Annotated in this window: 17 protein-coding genes and 1 pseudogene; 15 read left to right on the top strand and 3 right to left on the bottom strand. The window is 48.4% G+C overall.

Annotated features, from left to right (window positions below):
- Positions 1-78: 78 nt before the first annotated feature.
- Together ACLUXO_RS08595 and ACLUXO_RS08590 are read left to right on the top strand one after the other, a co-directional pair.
- Positions 79-1,251, top strand: coding sequence for a MalY/PatB family protein (locus ACLUXO_RS08595; RefSeq protein ID WP_412137201.1), 1,173 nt, complete (start codon positions 79-81; stop codon positions 1,249-1,251).
- Positions 1,252-1,272: 21 nt separating this feature from the next.
- Entirely contained in the window at positions 1,273-1,767 is a 495-nt protein-coding gene (locus ACLUXO_RS08590) for a Panacea domain-containing protein (RefSeq protein WP_412137200.1), read from the top strand.
- 69 nt (positions 1,768-1,836) lie between these two features.
- On the opposite strand, the gene ACLUXO_RS08585 is transcribed toward ACLUXO_RS08590, so the two are convergent.
- A complete protein-coding gene (locus ACLUXO_RS08585; protein WP_412137199.1) occupies positions 1,837-2,697 on the bottom strand; it encodes an SDR family oxidoreductase in 861 nt (286 codons plus the stop codon).
- 31 nt (positions 2,698-2,728) lie between these two features.
- Complete coding sequence (locus ACLUXO_RS08580) at positions 2,729-3,187, bottom strand: Rrf2 family transcriptional regulator (RefSeq protein WP_412137198.1); 459 nt, start codon at positions 3,185-3,187, stop codon at positions 2,729-2,731.
- Between the two features lie 331 nt (positions 3,188-3,518).
- On the opposite strand from ACLUXO_RS08580, the gene ACLUXO_RS08575 reads away from it, so the two are divergent.
- The 4 genes from ACLUXO_RS08575 to ACLUXO_RS08560 all read left to right on the top strand — a co-directional run bounded on the left by ACLUXO_RS08575 (position 3,519) and on the right by ACLUXO_RS08560 (position 8,566).
- On the top strand, positions 3,519-4,442 hold the full coding sequence (locus tag ACLUXO_RS08575) for an ATP-binding cassette domain-containing protein (RefSeq protein ID WP_412137197.1): 924 nt from the start codon (positions 3,519-3,521) through the stop codon (positions 4,440-4,442).
- Between the two features lie 3 nt (positions 4,443-4,445).
- On the top strand, positions 4,446-5,966 hold the full coding sequence (locus ACLUXO_RS08570; protein WP_412137196.1) for an ABC transporter permease/substrate-binding protein: 1,521 nt from the start codon (positions 4,446-4,448) through the stop codon (positions 5,964-5,966).
- A 100-nt stretch (positions 5,967-6,066) separates the two neighbouring features.
- Positions 6,067-7,497: an NADP-dependent glyceraldehyde-3-phosphate dehydrogenase gene (locus ACLUXO_RS08565; RefSeq protein WP_412137195.1), complete on the top strand. Its 1,431-nt coding sequence runs from the start codon at positions 6,067-6,069 to the stop codon at positions 7,495-7,497.
- 157 nt (positions 7,498-7,654) lie between these two features.
- Entirely contained in the window at positions 7,655-8,566 is a 912-nt protein-coding gene (locus ACLUXO_RS08560; RefSeq protein ID WP_412137194.1) for a homoserine O-succinyltransferase, read from the top strand.
- A gap of 72 nt (positions 8,567-8,638) precedes the next feature.
- On the opposite strand, the gene ACLUXO_RS08555 is transcribed toward ACLUXO_RS08560, so the two are convergent.
- Entirely contained in the window at positions 8,639-9,391 is a 753-nt protein-coding gene (locus ACLUXO_RS08555) for a PrsW family intramembrane metalloprotease (RefSeq protein WP_412137193.1), read from the bottom strand.
- A gap of 78 nt (positions 9,392-9,469) precedes the next feature.
- Between ACLUXO_RS08555 and pcp the strand changes: the two genes are divergently transcribed.
- The 9 genes and pseudogenes from pcp to ACLUXO_RS08510 all read left to right on the top strand — a co-directional run bounded on the left by pcp (position 9,470) and on the right by ACLUXO_RS08510 (position 19,799).
- Positions 9,470-10,081: a pyroglutamyl-peptidase I gene (gene pcp, locus ACLUXO_RS08550; RefSeq protein ID WP_412137192.1), complete on the top strand. Its 612-nt coding sequence runs from the start codon at positions 9,470-9,472 to the stop codon at positions 10,079-10,081.
- A 147-nt stretch (positions 10,082-10,228) separates the two neighbouring features.
- The gene (locus ACLUXO_RS08545; RefSeq protein WP_412137191.1) at positions 10,229-10,426 is read left to right on the top strand and encodes a hypothetical protein; all 198 of its coding nucleotides are present in this window, start codon (positions 10,229-10,231) and stop codon (positions 10,424-10,426) included.
- Positions 10,427-10,534: 108 nt separating this feature from the next.
- A complete protein-coding gene (locus ACLUXO_RS08540) occupies positions 10,535-11,275 on the top strand; it encodes an SAM-dependent methyltransferase (RefSeq protein WP_412137190.1) in 741 nt (246 codons plus the stop codon).
- On the top strand, positions 11,275-12,249 hold the full coding sequence (locus ACLUXO_RS08535; protein WP_412137189.1) for a hypothetical protein: 975 nt from the start codon (positions 11,275-11,277) through the stop codon (positions 12,247-12,249). The genes ACLUXO_RS08540 and ACLUXO_RS08535 overlap by 1 nt, the downstream gene beginning before the upstream one ends.
- Positions 12,242-13,666, top strand: a complete 1,425-nt coding sequence (locus ACLUXO_RS08530) for an RsmB/NOP family class I SAM-dependent RNA methyltransferase (protein WP_412137188.1) — start codon at positions 12,242-12,244, stop codon at positions 13,664-13,666. Before ACLUXO_RS08535 ends, ACLUXO_RS08530 begins: the two co-directional genes overlap by 8 nt.
- Positions 13,667-13,710: 44 nt before the next feature.
- Positions 13,711-14,559, top strand: coding sequence for an LD-carboxypeptidase (locus tag ACLUXO_RS08525; protein WP_412137187.1), 849 nt, complete (start codon positions 13,711-13,713; stop codon positions 14,557-14,559).
- A gap of 49 nt (positions 14,560-14,608) precedes the next feature.
- Positions 14,609-14,800 (top strand): hypothetical protein, encoded by a 192-nt coding sequence (locus ACLUXO_RS08520; protein WP_412137186.1) that lies wholly within the window; start codon positions 14,609-14,611, stop codon positions 14,798-14,800.
- A 267-nt stretch (positions 14,801-15,067) separates the two neighbouring features.
- Positions 15,068-19,381 (top strand): annotated as a pseudogene (locus ACLUXO_RS08515) (Eco57I restriction-modification methylase domain-containing protein); the annotation flags it as partial.
- A gap of 16 nt (positions 19,382-19,397) precedes the next feature.
- Positions 19,398-19,799 (top strand): methylase, encoded by a 402-nt coding sequence (locus ACLUXO_RS08510; protein WP_412137185.1) that lies wholly within the window; start codon positions 19,398-19,400, stop codon positions 19,797-19,799.
- Positions 19,800-19,827 lie beyond the last annotated feature (28 nt).

Genomic DNA, 19,827 nt, shown 5'->3' with positions numbered 1-19,827 from the left:
AAATCTGGAGAGCGAAGATGCTTACCTTGTAGATAAAATAGATAGCGAAAAAGACAATTGATTATTGAGGTGACAAAAATGGCAGAGAAGCAATATGACTTTACCCATGTGCCAAAGCGGCAGGGCAATTCCATCAAGTGGGGCGGCTTAAAAGAGAATGAGCTGCCGATGTGGATTGCTAAGATGGACTTTAAGATCGCGCCGGAAATCCTGGCCAGTATGGAAGAAAAGCTCAAGGTAGCTGCTTTTGGCTACGAAAGCGTGCCAGCTGAATACTATAAGGCAGTAGCTGGTTGGGAGGAAATTGAGCACCATGCCCGGCCAGAAGAAGACTGGTGCGTCTTCGCCTCAGGCGTCGTTCCAGCAATTTCTGCCATGATCCGGCAGTTCACCAGCCCTGGCGACCAAGTTTTGGTTCAAGAACCGGTCTACAACATGTTCTACTCTGTCATTGAGGGCAATGGCCGGCGGGTAATTTCCAGCGACTTGATCTATGAAAATAGCAAGTACTCGGTTAACTGGGCTGATTTGGAAGAAAAATTGGCGACTCCATCTGTCCGGATGATGGTCTTCTGCAACCCTCACAACCCAATTGGCTACGCCTGGAGCAAAGAGGAAGTCGAGCGGATCGCGGAACTTTGCGCCAAGCACCAGGTCCTCTTGATCTCTGACGAAATTCATGGGGACTTGGTTTTGACGGGTGATGACATTACGCCTGCATTTACGGTAGATGGGGAGGCCAAAAACTGGGTAGTTTCTTTGATCTCACCAAGCAAGACCTTCAATTTGGCCGCTCTGCACGCGGCTTGTGCGATCATCACTAACCCGGATTTGCGCGCCCGGGCTGAGGAGAGCTTTTTCCTAGCGGGCATCGGGGAACCAAACTTGTTGGCTATCTCGGCAGCAATTGCCGCTTATGAAGAAGGCCATGACTGGCTCCGTGAGCTCAAGCGAGTATTGCGGGATAACTTTGCTTATGCCCGGGAATTTTTGGCAAAAGAAGTGCCGGAAGTGAAGGTACTTGACTCAAATGCCAGCTACCTGGCCTGGGTTGATATTAGTGCTCTTGGGATGAACGCGGAGGACTTCTGCAAGTACTTGCGGGAGAAGACGGGCTTGATCATCTCCGCGGGGAACGGCTATCGGGGCAACGGGCATGAATTCGTCCGGATTAACCTGGCCTGCCCGAAAGAATTGGTAATCGACGGGATGCAAAGGTTGAAGCAGGGCGTAAAAGGACTGGATAAGTAATAGATTAAGTGGTGACGAAAGATGACCTACAGTGCTCTTAAGATTGTGAACTGGTTGCGAGTAAGAAATAATGCCGAACTGCGGCTTGATCTTAATGCAGAAGAATTAACGCAGATGAAAGCTATGAAGCTTCTCTATTACATCCAGGCAGCTAGCTTAGCGGTAACGGGGAGACGGCTTTTTGCCAGTGATATTGTGGCTAGTAAATATGGTCCAGTCGTAACAGAAGTCAAAAAGCATTACCAGAATAAGCGTGGTATTGTCGGCGATATTACAATAGATCAGCGGGCAGTACAAGATTACAAGGAACTGCAAAGTGATCAGATGGCTGCTGATATTATCGGCTCAGTCTATGACTTATATGGACACAGGTCTGCCTATGACTTGCTGGAAAGCATTCAATCTGAGGCACTGTGGGAAAATATTGATCTTGGTCAAGTGATTTCCGCTGAGGATATGAGATCTTATTACAGTGAGATCTTTGTCCTTGATGAGAAAACTAAACAATATATCTGAAAATAAGACAAAAAGGATGCAACTTACTAGAGCTGCATCCTTTTCTTTTGCTGTTAAAATTGATTCATCTTACTTCTTATAGTTTTCTGCCAAAAAGTCCTTCATATTCTGCGGAACATGGCCCGTGATCCGGGTGAAGTCATCAGTAACTCCGTCCATCAAGCCCATGGCTGCCGCCTTGTACATGGAGGCCAGTTCATCCCCGTCGCCTTCAGCCCGGTAGATATCCGCGAATTCTTCCAGGCTGACTGGCTGGTAGCCGATCTTTTCTCCAGTAACTTCAGTCATGATTTGGCTTAATTCAACCATGTTATAGTTCTTTTCCTGGGTCAAAAGGTAGTTCTGCCCCTTGTCTCTAAGATATGGCCGGACAGCGACATTGGCAATAGCTTCTGCACTGTCTTTTCTTGAGATGAAACTCATTGCTTGGTCGCCAACCGGGTAAATCACGTTGCCTCTTTCAATTAATTCCGGCAGGTAAGGGACCAGGGGGTCAGCGTAGAGGGAATTTTTAACTACGGCATAGGACAACTTGCTAGAGGCTAAACGGGCCGGCAGGTAAGCGTAGTAACCAGCCATCTGGAAGGGATTATTGGCCTGGTCAGCAAAAAAGCTGACGTCAACCAGGTTCTTGACTCCGGCTTCCTTCATCGCTTTAAGAGAATTCTCGAATTCCTCGATCCGCTTGCCCACGTTATAAGTGATGCTGGGAATGTAAATCAGGACGTCTGTCCCGGTAAAAGCTTCGACCATTGATGGAACATTGTAGTAGTCGCTGTGCATGACTTCATAGCCGGCTTTTGCAAAATCTTCCGCCTTTTGCGGGCTGCGGACAGCCAGGCGGATATTCTTGGTGTCAGTTAATTTACTTAATTCCTTAACGACTTCTCTGCCTAAGTGGCCGGTTGCGCCAGTAATCGTGTATTTCATTTCGCTTCCTCGCAATCTGTTTTTTATCCGCTTATTCTTCTTTACCGTTTTCTGCCTGCTTTTTCGCGGCTTCCTTAACCAAAATCGTGTCGATCACGTCCTGCAGGCTGATCTTGCCTAAAACCGCCTCCGCCGCGATCTCCGCGTGGGAAAAGTAGTCGGTCAAGGTCGGCTGGATATTGCCGCCAACGATGCAGTCGGGATTTGTTTCGTGATCGATGGCAAAAAGGGGGCTTTTTCCTTCAGTTGCCAGGTAGACCTCTAGCAGGCTGATATCCTTTGGCTCCCTTAATAGCTCTGGGTCCGGTGACCCATGGGTCGTCTTGATAAAGCCGGCATCCCTTAAGTTGGACATTAACCGTCTCACCACAACCGGCGAAGTATTTAAAGAACTGGCGATGATGTTGCTGGACAGGGTGGTCTTTCCTTTGTAGATCACCAAAAAGGCCAAAAGATGAATGCTGTCGCTAAAACGGGTTGATACTTTCATTTATTTTTTCTCTCCCAAATAATTTAGCAAATCATGTAACTTATCTAGTTACCAGTATAGTAACTGAAGTTGCTAAAAGCAAGTTCTTTGTCAGCAAGAGCAGAATGGATCTTAAATCCGCCTGGAAGATGCCGACTAAGCAATAGTCATACTTTTACACTTTTCTTATAACTAGCGGGCCCAAGATAGAGGAATGAGAAACGATTATAGATTCCTGGCCAAGAAAGAGAGGGAAGCTGTAGCTTTTACCTTTACAAGGGCTAAGAAAGGGTTTATGCTAAGTCAAGAAACCATTTAAGTTACATGAATGCCCTGCGAGATGGAGGAGAAAATGATCGAATACCGTGATGTCGGGATGACCTATGGAGACAATGTCATCTTGAAGCAGATAAATCTTACTATCAATGACGGAGAGCTCTTTGTCTTAGTCGGCCCCAGCGGGAGCGGGAAGACGACCCTGCTCAGAATGATCAACCGTTTAACAGAACCGACCCATGGCGATGTCTACTTAGACGGCAAAAGGGTCAAAGACCACGACCTGCGCCAGCTCCGCCTGCATATGGGCTATGTCCTGCAGACTAGCAGCCTTTTTCCTAACTTAACGGTTGGCGACAACATCACTATCCAGCTGGAAGAAGCCGGAGTCAAAAAAGCTGAGCGGAGAAAGCGGGCCCTAGACTTACTGGCCCAGGTTGGCCTGGACGGAGACAAGTACATCTCCCGCCTGCCCAAAGAACTTTCAGGCGGCCAGCAGCAGCGGGTCGCTATCGCCCGGGCCATGGCCAGCCAGCCCAAGATGATCTTGATGGATGAATCCTTCAGTGCCTTAGACCCGGTCCTGCGCCGCCAGCAGCAAGAGCTCCTGCTTGACCTGCACCGGCAAAGCAAGACCACGGTTGTCTTCGTGACCCACGACATGCAGGAAGCCCTGCGTTTAGGGGACCGGATCGGGGTGATCCAGGATGGCTGCCTGCTGCAAGTCGGCAGCCCGGAAGAAATCGTGCAAAAGCCTGCCAACTCCTTTGTGGCTGACTTCTTCAAGAGCGCCCGGCCGCGCCTGGGCACTATGCCTGAGCTTTTGGCCAGCCCATACGTAAATAGAATTACAGAAGAGAATCTGCCACAGGTAGAAAAAGTCGAAGAAGTCTCGGGATTAGCTGAAAAAGCTGGCTTTTTGCAATTTGCTTACCAGGGAGCAGGTTACCAGATCGCGGTCAGCGACCTGCTGCACTATTTTGGAAAATTGGGGGACTAAGAGATGAGTGAATTGATCAATACTATATCGTCGCACCAAGGGCAGATCTGGCAGGCTTTAGGTGAGCACCTGCTCTTATCCATGGAAGCCCTCTTGCTGTCCTGCTTGCTTGCCATTCCTTTAGGGATGCTCCTAGCCCACACGAAAAGAGCCGGGGAAGTGGTTTTCCAGATCACCAGCATCATCCAGACCATCCCTAGTCTGGCCCTGCTCGGCCTCTTGATCCCTTTTGTCGGAATCGGGACGACTCCGGCCTTGATCGCCTTGACTGCGTACGGGATCATGCCAATCTACCAGAATACCTACTCGGCCTTAAGAAATATCGATCCTAACTTGGAAGAAGCCGCCGATGCCTTTGGCTTAAGCCGCTGGAAAAAATTATCCCGCTTGGAATTCCCCATGGCCCTGCCGATGATTCTCTCCGGCGTCAGCATTTCCCTGGTCATGATCATCGGGACGGCCACCCTGGCGGCCATGATCGGTGCCGGCGGGCTTGGGACCTACATCATGATCGGGATCCAGCAAAACAACAACACCTATCTCTTGATTGGGGCTGGTCTGTCAGCTGTCTTGACTTTGGCCATGTCCGGCCTGCTCAAGTTTATGGCCTCATCAAAAAAGCACTTCCGTGTCACAGCCGCCGTCCTGGCAATTTTTGCCATTGGCTTAGGAGTTAGCCAGGCTCCGAAGCTTCTTGCCCCAAAGCAAGAGGAGGTCGTCATCGCCGGCAAGCTGGGGAGTGAACCAGACATCTTGATCAACATGTACAAGGACTTGATTGAAAAGGATAATCCTCATGTCAAGGTGACCCTCAAGAACAACTTTGGCGGGACCAGCTTCCTGTTCAATGCCTTAAAGACGGGCAAAATCGACATCTATCCAGAATTTACCGGGACGGTTCTGCAGGGCCTGGCTAAAAAGAAAGTAGCTACTCCGCATGATCCGGCTAAAACTTACCAGCTGGCTAAAAAGCTCATGGCTGAAGAGGACCAGCTGACTTACCTGCCGCCAATGAACTACCAGAACGGCTACGACTTAGCGGTTACGAAGGCATTTGCCAAGAAAAATAATATTAAGAGCTTAAGCGACTTGGCGAAAGTGGATACTAGCTTAACTGCTGCTTTTGACCCGGACTTTGCCAACCAGCAGGACGGCTATCTGGGCTTAAAGAAGGAATACGGCTTGAACTTCAAGGTTAAAACTATGGAGCCTGCCCTGCGCTATAAGGCAATTGCCAGCGGCAAGGTCGCGGTCGTTGACGGCTATACGACTGACCCCCAGATCAAGCAGTATGACTTAGTCGCCTTGAAGGATGACAAGAGCTTTTTCCCGCCATACCAAGGGGCGCCTCTGATGAAAACCTCTTTTGCCAAAAAGCATCCCGGCGTCGTCAAAAGCTTGAACAAGCTTGCTAGCAAGATCACTGAAGCTGAAATGCAGGAAATGAACTATAAGGTGACCGTCAAGCACGAGAGCGCCAGCAAGGTGGCCCGCCAGTACCTGAAGCAGCATGGTCTGCTCTAATTATAAAATTGGTAGGTACTTTTTCTGCAAAAAGGCTTGAAAATGGTTAGAAAAGCATTAAAATGTAAATGTGATTACATCCATGAAAGGAGTTGCTCTCTTGACAGAACACTATTTAAACTATGTCAATGGCGAATGGCGGGACTCCGCTGACGCGATTGAAATTTTCGAACCAGCAACTGGCAAGTCCCTGGGCACTGTACCGGCCATGTCCCACGAAGACGTGGACTACGTAATGGACAGCGCCAAGAAGGCCCTTCCAGCCTGGCGGGCCCTCTCATACGTTGAACGGGCCGCGTACTTGCAAAAGGCTGCGGACATCCTTTACCGGGATGCGGAAAAGATTGCTTCTACCTTGTCCAAGGAAATCGCCAAGGGCCTCAAGTCCTCTATCGGCGAAGTAACCCGGACGGCGGAAATCGTGGAATACACGGCCAAGGTCGGCGTAACTTTGGACGGGGAAGTCATGGAAGGCGGCAACTTTGACGCGGCAAGCAAGAACAAGCTGGCTGTTGTCCGCCGGGAACCAGTCGGCCTGGTTTTGACAATTTCTCCATTCAACTACCCGGTCAACCTGGCCGGCTCAAAGATCGCTCCAGCCTTGATGGGCGGGAACGTTGTTGCCTTCAAGCCGCCGACACAAGGGTCAATCTCCGGTCTGCTTTTGGCTAAGGCTTTCGCGGAAGCTGGCTTGCCAGCCGGCGTCTTCAACACCATTACCGGCCGGGGCCGGGTCATCGGCGACTACATCGTTGAACACCCGGCAGTTGACTTCATCAACTTCACCGGTTCCAGTGCTGTCGGCAAGAACATCGGCAAACTAGCCGGGATGCGGCCAATCATGCTGGAACTTGGCGGCAAGGACGCGGCTATCGTCTTGGAAGACGCTGACCTGGACCTGACGGCCAAAAATATCGTTGCCGGCGCCTTTGGCTACTCCGGCCAGCGCTGTACTGCCGTTAAGCGGGTTCTGGTCATGGACAGCGTGGCTGACGAATTGATCGAAAAGGTGACTGCCCTGGTTAAGGATTTGACGGTCGGGATGCCAGAAGACAATGCCGACATCACTCCTTTGATCGACACCAAGTCTGCCGACTACGTCCAAGGCTTGATCGAAGAAGCTGAAGAAAAGGGCGCTAAGCCTTTGTTTGACTTCAAGCGCGAAGGCAACCTGATCTACCCAATGGTGATGGACCAAGTGACGACCGACATGCGTCTGGCCTGGGAAGAACCATTTGGGCCGGTATTGCCATTCATCCGCGTCAAGTCTGATGATGAAGCTGTCAAGATCGCTAACGAATCAGAATACGGCCTGCAAAGCTCAGTCTTCTCACGGAACTTTGAAAAGGCCTTTGCCATCGCCGGGAAATTGGAAGTGGGCACGGTCCACATCAACAACAAGACCCAAAGAGGTCCGGACAACTTCCCATTCTTGGGCGTAAAGAGCTCCGGAGCAGGCGTACAGGGGGTTAAGTACTCCATTCAAGCCATGACCCGGGTCAAGTCCGTTGTCTTCAACATTGAAGGCTAATTTTAAAATAGTAAATTTGACAAGATGTCTGCTTGAGAAAGTCCGCTTTGGCGGACTTTCTTCGTTTTGTAAAAGTTTAAAAATCTAATTTTTTTGTTAGCATTTTTTTAGAAAGAATGGTAAATTAAACAAAAGAATTCAGACAGGAGAGTGCACTATGCCAATTACTTTAGACAAACAGTTAGCCGCCATTGATGTGTTAAGGCAGGAGAATATTTTTGTTATGGACTCGCAAAGAGCCCGGACCCAGAACATCCGGCCTTTAAAGATTCTGGTGGTGAACTTGATGCCTAAGAAGGCCAACACGGAAGTGCAATTGCTCCGCCACCTGGCCAATACGCCCTTGCAGCTAGAAGTGGAATTCCTCTACATGGCCAGCCACAAGTCTAAAAATACTTCCAATGAATACCTGGAAAACTACTACCGGACTTTTACTGATATCAAGGACAAGCGCTATGATGGGATGATCATTACTGGCGCTCCGGTTGAGCAGCTGCCTTTCCAGGAAGTCGACTACTGGAGCGAGCTCTGCCAGCTAATGGAATGGTCCAAGACCCATGTCTACTCCAGCCTCCACCTTTGCTGGGGGGCGCAGGCCGGGCTATATTACCACTTTGGGATTGACAAGCAGCCCCTGGAAAAGAAGCTGTCCGGCATTTATGAGCAGGAAGTAGTGGGGACCAGCCCCCTTCTCCGCGGCTTTGACGACTCCTACCGCTGTCCACACTCCCGCTATACCACAATTTACCCAGACCAATTAAAGAAGTGTAGTCTGCAGATTTTGGCGGAGGGGCCGGAAGTCGGAGTTGCAATCGCGGCAAGTAGAGATCTGCGGCAGATCTACAGCTTCGGCCATTTGGAATACTCCAGAGACACCTTGTCTGAGGAATACCATAGAGACGTGAAAGCTGGTATCAATCCGCTTTTGCCGGTTAACTACTTCCCAGATGACGATCCGGAGAAAAAGCCCCGCCTGACCTGGAGTCTGGCCGCCTCAACCTTCTTCAGCAACTGGATCAACTACGCCGTTTACCAGGAAACGCCATACGACCTGGCAGAACTGGACTAAAAAGAATTTGGGCAAAAAGAAATCTGCCCCTGCCAGGGAGGCAGGGACAGATTTTTTACTAACTGATCAAGTTTAGAAGCGGTAATTCCTCCGGTCAATCTGGAAGTACTTGTCGTTTTTGGCCATCTTGCTGACCAGATGGAAGGAGATGAAGAAAAGGACAGCGATGAAGGCCAGGAAGATCCACTGTCCTTCAGCGGAATTAAGGGAAGCCACGTAGTCGTAGCTGCCGTGCAGGGCGGCTGGCACCACGATAGCCAAAAGGCGGAAGAACTTGGACCGGATGTTTTTGCCCAGGTAGGCGTAGCCGCGGGCCAAGCCATAGAAGATCCCCATGAAGACGCCGAAGCAGGCGTGGCCGGGAATGGCCGTCACGGCCCGGACCAAGGCAGTAGAGAAGCCGTAGATCATAACGTAGGAGATATTTTCCCAGAGGGCAAAGCCCAGGGCCACGAAGACAGCGTAGACGACCCCGTCATACTGGCAGTTGAATTCCCGGCTGAACCAGGACCGGCGCTTTAAGAAGAAGTACTTGGCTCCTTCTTCAGCGTAGGCAACGATCACGAAGTACATGATGACGTTGTAGATTGGGTCTTTTTGCGAGACGAAAGAAGTTAAAACGCCATTAGCGACCCATTCAAGGATGCCGGCAAGCACCGCTGACCAGATGCCTCCGGTCACCATTTTCCGCAAAAGGTAGGGGCTTTCCGGCTCCAGCCGGTCAGATTGGTAGACCTTGATCATCAAGAAGATGGCGGGGATAACCGCGGCCAGGATAAGGAGCCAGTTGTAGATTAAAACTGGTTCAAGGAAGAAGAAAAACATGTTGGACCCACTTTCTATTCTTTGGATATGAATCTAGTTTACTCGCAAGCGGGTCTTTTTTTCAAGAAAGGAACAATAATGACCAAAGTATTAGTGACAGGTTTTAACCCCTTCAACCATGAAAAAATCAATCCAGCCATTGAAGCAGTGAAATTGCTGCCAGACGAAATCGCTGGCTGTGAGATTATCAAGCTGCAGCTGCCGACCAGCTACCAGAAAAGCGAGGAGAAGCTGCAAGCAGCAGTTGAAAGAGAAGAGCCGGACTTTGTCTTAAACGTGGGCCAAGCGGGCGGACGCTCATGCTTGACTCCAGAACTAGTCGCCATCAACTATGATGATTGCCCGGTTGCGGATAATAGCGGGGAAAAGCGGGAAGGACAGGCGATTGATCCGGAGGGCCCAGCGGCTTACTTCACCCAGCTGCCGGTTAAGGAAATGGTCAAAGCGATTAAAGCGGCTGGCATCCCGGCTGATGTGTCGACCACGGCCGGCTGCTTTGTCTGCAACCATGTCATGTATTACGCGCAGAGCTTGAGAAAAGAACATCCGGGGATGCAGGCGGGCTTCATTCATATCCCTTTTTTGCCAGAGCAGGTGGTCAAGCGGCCAAATCAGCCATCAATGGCTTTGGAAACAATTGTGACCGGCTTAACCGCGGCAATTGCTGCATTTTTGCCGGACGGAGACTAGGAAGGGTTAAATTTTTAGGAAAATAGCGGCAGAAGTTTGGAAAATAAGGAAATCGCTGCTATTGGCATAAAATCAGCTTTCACGCTTAAAATGGTGCTATAATCATCTTAAGTAAAAAAGCGCTTTACAGAAAGAAGGCTGGTTAAAGTGAGAAGCAAGGAAGAAACTATGTTGATGGACACCATGATTGCCAATGGCGTCAGCAACAAGATGACCGAGCAGGCAACTGGTCTTGCGGCTCCAAAGCCGGTGCAAGCGAAAAATGCAGCAAAGCTGGAGACGCGTGACATGCTGCTGGCCAACGGGGTCGACGAAGAAATGGCCGACCTGGCGGCAGATCTGTAAAATAATTGATTAGTTTAGACCTGGCATAATAGCCGGGTCTTTTTTTGCAATCATCCAGGCTACCTCAAAACGCCGGTAAATGATAAAATCAACTGGTGAGGAATGCATATGACACAATTTATTGATAAAATTTCTGCCTTAGCCAAGGAATTTGCTGATCCGGAACTGGACCGGCAAGTGCACGAGATTAAAATGATCGATGAGTGCGTATCTAGCCAGCGGATGCTGCTGTTCGCGCCAGACGGCTTAGGCATCAGTGATGACCGTTTTGCCGAGCTGACCTGGGAGCTGCCCGACAGCCAGATCAAGGACCTGCGGGCTTTAAACAACCTGCTGAACAATGTCCGCCAGTACCTGTCCCTGGAATATGGGATCTGGTCTTTGCCAAACATGGAGACGGCCCAACTTTTTAAAAACGAATTAGGGATTGAAACTGCCCTGGAAGTTATGGCTGGCAATGGCTACTGGTCTAAGGCCTTGAGCGAGGCCGGGATTCAAGTCTGGGCCACGGATTCTTTAGAATGGTCCAAAAGTTCAAAGACCGGGAAGAAGCCTTTTTACCCAGTTGAAAACCTGCCAGCTGACCAGGCAGTCATGAAGTACGCGACCTGCGACATGATTCTCTGCTCCTGGGCACCGAATTTCGGCCAGGCGGATTTGGAACTAATCGCTGCCAAGCAGCACTACGCTCCAGCTGCCCGCCTCTTTTTCATCGGGGAAAAAGGGGTGACCAATTCCCCGGAATTCTGGACCAGAAAGCATTTCGCCAAATCCAGCGAACTGAGAAAGATCAACCGCAGCTTTAAGTCTTACGACTTTATCAAGGAAAAGTTTATTGAGGTGAGCTGATGAAAAGGCACAAACTGTTTGTTATTTTGTCCACCTTTTTCCTCTTCATCATGATCGGCATCGTCTGCTCCAACATGCAGTCCCAGTTAGCTGACCAAATTTTGCAGGCGCAGGGGATGAGCATGGAGGCCCGGATCGTCAAGCCGAAGAAGACCATGACAATTGCTTCCTTCCTTAAGTGGATCAAGAAAGAATTTCCTAAGGAAAGCATTCAGATGCAGTTTAAGAGCAAGGAAGACAAGAACCAGGTCTTGATCTGGTCACAAAACCGGGACCTCAACTATTTCCCTGTTTCCAGTGGCCGCTTTTTCAGTGAAGATGACTTTAAGGGGCAGGTCACCATCGCGGCGGTCTCCCCATCCTCAGCGGCTTCCCAGATCAAGACCCAGGGCAATACTTATTTGATTGCTAACGGCCAGTACTATTCCGTTGTCGGCAGCCTTAAAGCTGTGCCATACCAGTCCAGCAAGGCCTACTACTTGACCACGGGGGTTAAGCAGGAAACCGGGCAAAGCCGGATAAACCACTTTACCTTGTACGTGGACGCCAGCAGCCAGACGATCGGCAAGATCGCCAGCCACTTGAAGAGTGAGACCTACTGGCCGGACTTCGTCAAGCGGGGCCGGCAAAGAAGATTGACGCTTCTCATGCCAGAAGCCCTCTTGATCCTCTTTTTGCTGGGCGTGGGGGTCCTTTTGATGGGCCTTATTGCCTGGCTGACTTGGAAAGAAGCGGATTTGAGCCGTGTCAAGGGGGACTTGTTGTCCAACCTCCTCTTGAACCGGAGCGGGCGTTTTATCGTCTTTATGGTCCTGGAAGCTTTTGCCTCCTACTTCCTCTTGGTGTGGAAGGCCTACTACAGCAACCGGAGCATTTTAGGCCTGCTTTTGCTAGGGACAGTCGTGGTTGAACTGGCAGTATATGTTGGAATGATGGTTTATATGTACAGAAAGGGGAAACAGGAGGATGATTGAGATCCCAGACCAGTTTAAGGAGAAATTTACGGGTCTGCTTGGCCAGGAAGAAGCCGGCAAGCTGCTTGACTCTTTAGCAGAGCCAAGCAAGAAGGCCTACCGGATCAACAGTTTGAAAAAAGGAGCCGTGGCATACCCGCAAGAAGAGGCGGTGCCCGGCATCCCTAACGCTTATTACGGTGAAGTCTCCGGCAAGGACCCGGAATGGACAGCTGGCCTGGTTTACTCGCAAGACCCGGCAGCCATGTTCCCGGCCCAAGCAATTCCGGTTAAGCCAGGCGACAAGGTCTTGGACTTATGCGCGGCCCCAGGCGGGAAAAGCACGGCTTTAGCCCAGAAGCTGCAAGGTGCGGGCTTATTGGTCGCCAATGAAATTTCGCCGTCCCGGGCTAAAATTTTACGGGAAAACCTGGAGCGGTGGGGCGTAGCAAACGCTGTCGTTACCAACTGCGATTCTTTTGCCTTGAGCGCCCGTTTCCCGGGATTTTTTGACGCGATCTTAGTGGACGCGCCATGCAGCGGGGAAGGGATGTTCAGAAAGAGCGAGGACGCCATCAAGTACTGGAGCCAGGAGAATGTCGACCTCTGCGCGGACCGGCAAAGGGAAATTTTGACTGAAGCGGTCAAGATGCTGAAGCCAGGCGGGTATTTGCTCTATTCGACCTGCACCTTTTCACCAGAAGAAGACGAGGAAATCGTCAGCTGGCTGCTGGATGAATATGGCTTTAAGCTTTTGCCAATTGCGGCGGAGAAAGCCGCGCCAGGCCGGCCGGAATGGGGCAACGGGGATGCAAGTTTAGCAAACTGTGCCCGTTTTTGGCCACAAGACGGTGTTGGTGAAGGGCAGTTTGTCGCCAGCCTGCAAAAGGCAGCTGGCGAAGAAAGCTTTGCAGCTGAAGCAGGAGAAGATTTCTCTCCGGTCAGAAAAAACAAGGACAAGAAGAAAAAGGGCAAAGGCAAGAATAAAGGAAATAGGAGCAGCCTGGAGCGGCCAAGCAAGGAAGAGTCCGGCTATATCAGTGAAGCTATTGCCGGCTTTAACTGGCCGGAAAGTCTGGCTTCCTGGCCAAGCCAGATGCTGAAGAGCCAGGATCACGTCTTTGTCCCGGCCCTTGAACCTGAACAATTAAAAGGGATCAAGGTATTAAACAACGGTCTGGAACTGGGAATTTTGAAGAAGAAGCGCTTTGAGCCAAGCCACCAGCTGGCGGAAGTTTTAGGGCAAGTTGACCAGGAAAGAGTGGTTGACCTGACTGAAGAAGAGTATGACCATTACCTGCACGGGGAAAGCCTGCAAGTAAATAGCAGCTTGAAGGGCTTCGTCTTGGTTTCCTGCCGGGGGATGATTTTCAGCTTTGGGAAACTCTCTGGCAAGGGACAGCTGAAGAATTACTATCCGAAGGGTTTGCGGCAATAGCAGACTAGCTTTACATAATTTTTCTTATGTGAAAAGGAGGCAGCATGATGAAGGCAGCCCTGGTTGGGTGTTCAAATCCCTTAAAAGCAGCATATCGGCCAGTTGTTGACCAGCTGGTAAAGATCCTGGAAGACCGGGGACTGGAAGTCGTGGTCAGTCAATTTTTGACTGATGATACTTTAATTGGCCGGGGAGAAAAGCGGGCCAGGGAACTGGAAAGTTTCTTCTTAGATCCAGAGATGGGGCATATTTTTGACATTTCTGGCGGGGACTTGGCCAATACGGTTTTAGGGCCCTTGGATCTGGGAAAGATCAAGGACAGCCAGGCGGTCTTTTACGGCTACAGCGATTTGACGACGATCTTGACAGCCCTGGCCAAAAACGGCAACCAAGCGGTCAACTTCCAGCTGCGCAATTGCCTGGTCAACAAGGATTTGCTGAAGAGCGGCTATTTTGACCGCTTGTTGGCTGGAAAAGAAGCAGCAAAAGAGCTCGATGAGCTAGAAGTGACTTTTGTCCGGGGCAGTGAAATGGCAGGGCCAGTTTACGGGGGCAACCTCCGCTGTCTGCTGAAACTGGCGGGGACGCCTTACTGGCCCGATTTTACTGGCAGCATCTTACTGCTGGAGGCCTACCGGGGGAAGCCGGAGCTGGTAGCTAGTTTACTTGAGCAGTGCCGGGAGACCGGGATTTTTAACCAGATCAGCGGCGTTTTACTGGGGACATTCAGTGAGCTGGACAAGTTAAAGGAAAGCCAGTTGCTAGAAGAAATTCTCCTGGACCTGCTGCCAGCAAATGTCCCAATCGCCAAGACGGAATTTATTGGCCACCGGCCGGATGCTAAGGCAATAAGGCTGGGGCAAGAGTGCGTTTTCAAGGAAGTTGGCGTATAATATAAGTATAGAACCGCCTGCTAAGCCCCGTAGAAATCGGGTGATTATGATGCTTAGCGAGAAGATTATTGACTTGTTGGTATGCTTTGTAGCATTCGTTGTATTTGCAATTGTCGTTTCTATCTATCCAGAGGAAATGTTTGCATTGTTGATCGCGACCGTTCTCTTGATCGGCATTTATGCTGTTGGCAAGGAATTGGTCAAGGACTGGTTGAAACACAACCATCGTTTTGGGGTATGACGGGCGGAAAATAAGCGCGGACTGGATTAAAGCTGGCCCGCGTTTTTATTTTGTACAAGACCTCGATTGGGATCATGCCGGGCGGCTTGACTATGGAGAAGACCCGGGAGATCGAGGAAAGAAACAGAAAATGGTTGGGGCTGGAGTAAAGCGAAAAATAAACAGAGGCTAGGCTGACTTTGTGTTGGTCCTAGCCTTTTTTAGGTGTATCGCCAAAATTGCTTTATTACTTTATAATGGTAAATAGCTAATTTGAGGTATGGGAAAATGAAAAGTAATTTCGAATTTTTAAAAAATGAGGATGATCTCCAAAAGTATTATGCCAATGCGGTAAATGCTGAAAGGCTGTATGCAGATGGATACTATTCTGAAGAAGTGATCAACGTTAGAAAGATCGCGGAAGAGCTTACTAAAGATATCATGGATTTGGAATACTTGCAGGTTGACGAGCGCGCGACTTTCAACGATAATTTGACTCGCTTGCGGAAGGGTGCCTATGTTACTGACCGGGCTATTAGCGTCTTTTACGAAGTTAAGCGCAGTGGGAATGTTCAAGCACATGCTTTGGAAGAAACGGCCACTAAAGAAAGCGGCTTAAAAGAGCTGAAAAACATTCGCTACCTGCTCGCTGATTTTGCCCACAAATATTACGACATCCATGTCAATACCAGTTCAGATGAGTTTATTGAGCCGGAAAGAGAAACTAATTACTCTTCTTCTGAGAGAAGACTGGTTTACATTCAAACTGCTGATAATTCAAGTGGAAATTGGCCAGCCTATATTGGGGCACGAAAAGTTGGCAAGGCATCTATTGAAGAAGACTTTAACAACGACTTAAGACCTAATAGTGATTATCTGCGTATTCGTGCTGATAAGCGAGTTAAGCAGTACATGGGAACAGGTGGCGTACCATACGTCATTGAATGGGCTGAATTGGGCTACTCACCAGTAACCAAGAGATGGTTTGGAGATGAGGCAGTTCATGATGTCTTAAAGCGTTCTGGGATCAAGCATGCTGAAGGGTTGGAAGGCAACGAGTGGTACAAGGTCGATCTTGAAACTGCCAAAAAGGCGATTCAAGCGGTCAAAGATGGTAAGAGTGCCATTGAGCTTGATAACCAAGCTCCTAAGCAGCAAAAGCCAATTGAGGTTAAGATCACTCTTAGACCAGAGCAGAGAGATGCCATCGACAAGACTAAGGCCGCATACAAGCACTACAACCGTATGCTTTGGAACGCAAAAATGCGCTTTGGTAAGACCATCACTGCTTTGAGCTTAGTAAAAGAGTCTAAGTACAAGAAGGTCCTGATTATGACCCACCGGCCGGTAGTTAACGAGGGCTGGTTTGAAGACTTTAACAAGATTGGCATGACTAAGGCTGGCTATCTCTACGGTTCTAGAAACCGGGGCCACAGATCAGTTGATGAACTGGAAAACTTAGGCCAGCCATACGTTTACTTTGCTTCCATTCAAGACCTGCGGGGGTCAACAGAAATCGGTGGCAAGGTTAGCGATAAGAACCACGATGTCTTCTCAGTTGCCTGGGACTTGGTTATTGTTGATGAAGCCCACGAAGGGACACAGACTGACCTGGCACAAAATGTCCTTGATGCTGTATTAAGAAACAAGCGGACAACCAAGCTTTTGGAATTGTCCGGTACTCCGTTTAACCTGTTGTCTGACTATGACGAAGAGCAGATTTTCACTTGGGACTACACAATGGAGCAGGAAGCAAAGCTTGCCTGGTCAGAAGAACACCCGAATGAAGTCAACCCATACGAGAGTCTGCCAAAGGTTTCCATGTACACCTTTGAGATGAGTGACCACTTCAAAGACATCAACTTTACCGGGGATGGCTTAGGGAGATACTCGTTTAACTTCAAGGAGTTCTTCCGGACTGATGAGAATGGCAAATTTGTACATGAGAAGAATGTCCGCCAGTTCTTAAAGAACATTACATCACCTGGTCCAACAAATTATCCATTTGCCAACCGGACTTTCCGGAACAACTTACGGCACACTTTGTGGATTTTGCCAGGGATTAAAGAATGTAACGCCTTGGAAGACTTGCTTAATGAACCAGGCACAGTCTTCCATGAAGAAGGTTATAAAGTAATTAACGTGGTTCGCGGAGACAAGACGGCGGATGAAGAAGCCAGTCAAAGCGATGTAGAACGCGTTAACCGGGCAATGGATCCCGATCCAGCAACAACTAAGACGATTACCTTAACAGTGCGGAAGATGACTACTGGGGTAACGATTAAGCCTTGGACTGGCGTTTTGTTCTTGTCAAACACCAACAGTGCCATGCAATATCTGCAGGCAGCCTTCAGAGCGCAGACTCCATATGCGTCAGAGACTTTCGGTCAGAAGACTAACTGCTACATTTTCGACTTTGCACCAGACCGGGCTTTGACGGTTATGGCCGAAGCAAGCAGCTTGTCGACAGGTGCTGGTAAGCTGAATAGCGGTGAACAGGAAGAGCGGATGACTAAGTTGCTCAACTTCTTGCCGATTATCGGTGAGAAGGGCAATAAGATGCATGTTTACAACGTGAACACGCTGCTCACCAAGCTCAAGAAGGCATACGCGGAAAGAGCTGTCCGGTCTGGTTTTGATGACAATTCTATCTATTCAGACAAGCTCTTGAATATTGAGAGTCAAGACATTCTTGATAAGTTCAACAAGCTGAAGGCGATTGTTGGGACAACCAAGAAAGAAAAGCAAGAGACAAAGATTGACATCAACAATCAAGGCTTGACCGATAAAGAGTCAGAGACAGCAAGAAAGGCCAAGAAGAAAAAGCCAAGAGAGCGTACCAAAGAAGAGCAAGAAGCTCTCGACAAGGTTAATGCTCTTAAGCATCAGCGACGAGCTTTGATCTCGATTTTGCGTGGTATTTCGATTAGAATACCAATGATGATCTACGGGATGGACATTGATTTTGATGAAGACGTGTCAATTCAGCAATTCATGAACCGGGTTGACGATGTATCTTGGAAGGAATTCATGCCTGCTGATGTCACGAAGGAAATGTTCAAGGAGTTTATTCCGTATTATGACTCGGAGATCTTCATTGAAGCTGGCAAGATAATCAGAAGACGGGTAAAAGAGCTTGATAAGGCTGATCCACTTGACCGGGTGGAAAAGATTGCAGATATTTTCGGGACTTTTAGAAATCCTGACAAGGAAACCGTGCTTACGCCATGGCGCGTGGTTAACATGCATTTGGGTAAGACGATTGGCGGGCTTGTCTATTATGACGACGATTATGAGACTCAGTATGTTGATGGCAAATCTGCGATGCACTGGGTATCATCTGAAAATACAGAGCGGGTTTATCATGAGAATACCCGTATTTTAGAGATCAACGCCAAGACAGGGCTTTATCCGTTGTTTGCGGCTGCATCCCTGTACTGGAAGGAATTCCAGAAGATGAATGATTAGACAGCTGGTAAGTTTAGTTTGATCGACGAGCAGTTCATTTGGCAGAAGATTCTGCGGGAAAACATCTTTGTTGTGGCTAAGACACCGATGGCAAAGGAAATTGCGACCCGGACTCTGAGAGGATACAATTCAGATTGGGATGTTAACGCGGAATACGTCGAAAATATTATTAAGAACGCTAAGACCGACGTTGATGCTGAAGCTAAAAAGATTGAGGGGCTATTTGGAAACATGAAATTCGACGTCGTAATCGGTAATCCGCCGTATCAGCAAGAGGGCAAAGGGGAAATGGCAAGATCGGAACCCCTTTATAATAGCTTTATGGATTTATCATATAAGTTATCTAATTTGGTTACATTAATTACACCAGGTAGATTCTTATTCAATGCTGGTCAGACGCCTAAAGCATGGAACAAGAAGATGCTCTCTGACCCGCATGTCAAAGTTATTCTTTATGATCAGATTAGTTCAAATATTTTCCCGCGGACTGATATAAAAGGCGGCGTAGCTATTACACTTAGAGATGCGACTAAAGATTATGGTGCGATAGGGGTATTTACACCATTTGTCCAGCTAAATTCAATCACAAAAAAAGTAGTTTTAAATAGTAAACACTTTTTAAGTGACCTTGTTTCATCTCGTGGTTTATACCGCTTTACTGACCAGTTCTTCGAAGAATTCCCTCAAGCTAAGAATAAGTTAGGGAAAGGAACGGGTAATATGGTCGTTTCAAATGCCTTCGATAAATTGCCTGAGGTATTTGTCGAAAAGCCTAAAGAAACGGTAAACTATTATAAATTTATAGGCAGGATTGGTGGAACTAGAATATACAGATACATTTTAAAGAAGTATATTATTTCTAATGAATATGTTGGTGCTTATAAAGTAATGTTGCCAGAAGCGAATGGGTCTGGTGCAATAGGCGAAGTATTAAGTACTCCGCTCATTGGAGCCACTGATACATTTATTAGTATTGGACCTTTTGAAAATAAGCTTGAGGCTGAAAATAGCTTAAAATATATCAAAACAAAGTTCGCTCGTGCTACTTTAGGCATTAAGAAGGTCACCCAGCACAACCCTAAATCAACATGGGAATATGTCCCACTTCAAGACTTTACCCCTAACTCTGATATTGTACCAAACCTTTGCGGTGAACTATCTTAGAGGACTCAAAGCAAAGGGGCAACTAGAACATGGCAAACCTAAGGTTTTGAAAAGTGCTAAAACCATAATTTTCGCCAACATGGTCCAAGGCAACACTCTGACTTATAAGAACGTTCATGATCAGCCTATCGTGTTCAGTGAATGGGCTTCATATAAGCAAGAAGGCCGGATTTGGGTTAAGCGCACAACTCAGACTTTTGAGTCGATTGTTGAAGGCGAGCAGACTGATAATGGTTTAGTCGTTCCAGAAGATTCACAGCTCGACTTATTTACTGATTTCGATCCAGATACCCATGAGGTAAAATCGAAGGATTCATATCTCCAATATAAGCCTGTTCAAATTGTTGACGTCTACAAAGAAGAGTTAGTTGATACAAACAAAGAATAAGCGAAAAATGCATCCCTAAGTATGATCT

It is taken from the genome of Lactobacillus delbrueckii subsp. bulgaricus, from assembly GCF_046938665.1.
In the GTDB taxonomy this organism is placed as follows: domain Bacteria; phylum Bacillota; class Bacilli; order Lactobacillales; family Lactobacillaceae; genus Lactobacillus; species Lactobacillus delbrueckii_C.
This window is presented reverse-complemented; position numbering and strand designations above follow the sequence as displayed.